At 59.6% G+C, this 2,035-nt stretch carries 2 protein-coding genes; both read left to right on the top strand.

Features of this window, described 5'->3' with window-relative positions:
* Positions 1-86 precede the first annotated feature (86 nt).
* Entirely contained in the window at positions 87-1,112 is a 1,026-nt protein-coding gene (locus EOA24_RS35730; protein WP_127410691.1) for an ABC transporter substrate-binding protein, read from the top strand.
* Positions 1,113-1,135: 23 nt separating this feature from the next.
* Positions 1,136-2,023: an ABC transporter permease gene (locus EOA24_RS35735; RefSeq protein WP_127410692.1), complete on the top strand. Its 888-nt coding sequence runs from the start codon at positions 1,136-1,138 to the stop codon at positions 2,021-2,023.
* Positions 2,024-2,035 lie beyond the last annotated feature (12 nt).

Genomic DNA, 2,035 nt, shown 5'->3' on the forward strand with positions numbered 1-2,035 from the left:
ATCTTAGGTATCTCTATAGATCTTATAGACTTCTGATTGCTCTGCCAGGCACCGTTCCTGCGAGCAAATCCAAAAGAGGAACAACGATGACATTCAAAAGCAACTTGAAGGCCGCACTGTTCAGTCTGCTTGCGCTTGGAGCGGTCAGCGGCACGGCGAACGCCCAGGCGGACGCTCCTCTTCTTTCGAAAGTTCCGCCAGGAACGGTCCTGACCATCGGTGACCCGGAGACACAAAAAGCCCTCGAGTTGTCAGGGCTCGACAAGGAACTGACCTTCAAGGTCAATTGGGCCAACATCAGCGGCGGGCCTCAGACTTCCGAGGCATTCCGCGCAAAGGCGCTTGATGTAGGAGCGGTCGCGGAAATCCCGTCGATCTTCGCGAACTGGAACAACCTGCCCGTCCGCAACATCGCCTACAGTGAACACCGGAATCCGATTGCCAATCCGATTTATCGCTTTGGCATTGCCCCAGGCGTCAATGTCAAGTCGCTTGCGGACTTCCGCGGCAAGCGCATCGCCTTCAGCCCGGGTCAGGCTCAGGGAACGCTGGTCTTGCGCGCGCTCCGTGCGGCCGGCCTGCAAAAGAGCGACGTCACCCTGATCGAACTGCCGAGCACCAGCGATGTCTACCCGAAGGCGCTGGCAAGCAGGCAGGTCGATATCGCTCCGCTCGGCGGCGTCAATATTCGCCGTTACATCAATCAATATGGACCGGAGGGGGCAAGCCTTCTGGAGCACGGCCTGCGTGACGACCCAGCCCATCTCTATGCGCCGCAATGGGTTCTGGATGATCCCGCGAAGGCTGCGGCGCTTGCGGAATATGTCGGCCTGTGGGCCAGAGCCATCGAATGGGTCAACCAGAACCCGGAAATCTGGATCAAGGAATACTATGTCGGCCAGCAGGGTCTCAGCCGCGAAGATGGCGAGTATCTCGTCCATCTGGAAGGCGAGCAAATCGTGCCTGCCGACTGGACCGAGGTGAAGAAGCGTCATCAGGAGACGATCAATCTCCTGGCGCAGGAGTTGGGATACGAGCCCTACAGCGTGGAACAGATCTTTGACAACCGCTTCGAAAAGCTGGCCGCCGCTGCTCTGGCCAAGAGCCAATGAGCCATCCGGAGAGGATATTGATCATGTCAACGACCTGGGATTTGGATCAAGGGAAGTCGGCCCGAACGTACAGGCATAGCATCGCTCCTTATGCGCACGCGGACACGACACGTGCGAGCGGGCGTCCACGGCTGCGCCGCAGATTGGGACCAGGCCCCGCGATACCCTTCGGACTGCAACTCGGGCCAGCGATACTTTTGCTGGTGTGGGTCATCGGCTCAGGCCTCGGCTGGATCGATCCGCGCATCCTGTCCGCGCCCTGGACGGTCATTGAGGCCTTCGCAAGGCTCATCGAACAGGGCCGCCTGCAGGACAACTTCGCGACATCGGCGACACGTGCTTTGTTAGGGCTCACCGTTGGCCTCGTCATCGGCACGGTCCTGGCGGTCATCGCTGGCCTTTCCCGCATCGGCGAGGCTTTGATCGACGGCCCGGTTCAGATCAAGCGCGCTATCCCGACCTTGGCGCTGATCCCGCTTCTGATCCTTTGGTTCGGTATCGGTGAGGGCATGAAGGTCACCACGATCGTGCTTGCCGTCATCGTTCCGGTTTACATTCATACCCACAACGCACTTCGCAGCATCGACAGCCGCTATGTCGAATTGGCCGAAACCCTGCGCATGTCCCGAAAGGATTTCATCTTTGAGGTCATCCTGCCCGGCGCGCTGCCCGGGTTTCTGCTGGGCCTGCGGTTTGCCGTGACGCTCTGCTGGGTTTCGCTTGTCGTGGTCGAACAAATCAATGCCACAAGCGGGCTCGGCTACATGATCGACCTCGCTCGCAATTACGGGCAGACCGACGTCATCCTGGTCGGCCTGACGGTCTATGTGCTGCTGGGCCTGGTTTCGGACGGTCTTGTGCGCCTGCTTGAACGAAGGGTCCTGTCATGGCGCCGCACCCTGGCCAACTGAAGCCTGGAATCC

The sequence above is a fragment of the Mesorhizobium sp. M2A.F.Ca.ET.039.01.1.1 genome (assembly GCF_003998035.1).
Taxonomy (GTDB): Bacteria; Pseudomonadota; Alphaproteobacteria; order Rhizobiales; family Rhizobiaceae; genus Mesorhizobium.

Bases quoted from the DNA above. Each gene is read 5' to 3' on its own strand.
- EOA24_RS35730 (WP_127410691.1), top strand. From the start codon at position 87: ATGACATTCAAAAGCAACTTGAAGGCCGCACTGTTCAGTCTGCTTGCG.
- EOA24_RS35735 (WP_127410692.1), top strand. From the start codon at position 1,136: ATGTCAACGACCTGGGATTTGGATCAAGGGAAGTCGGCCCGAACGTAC.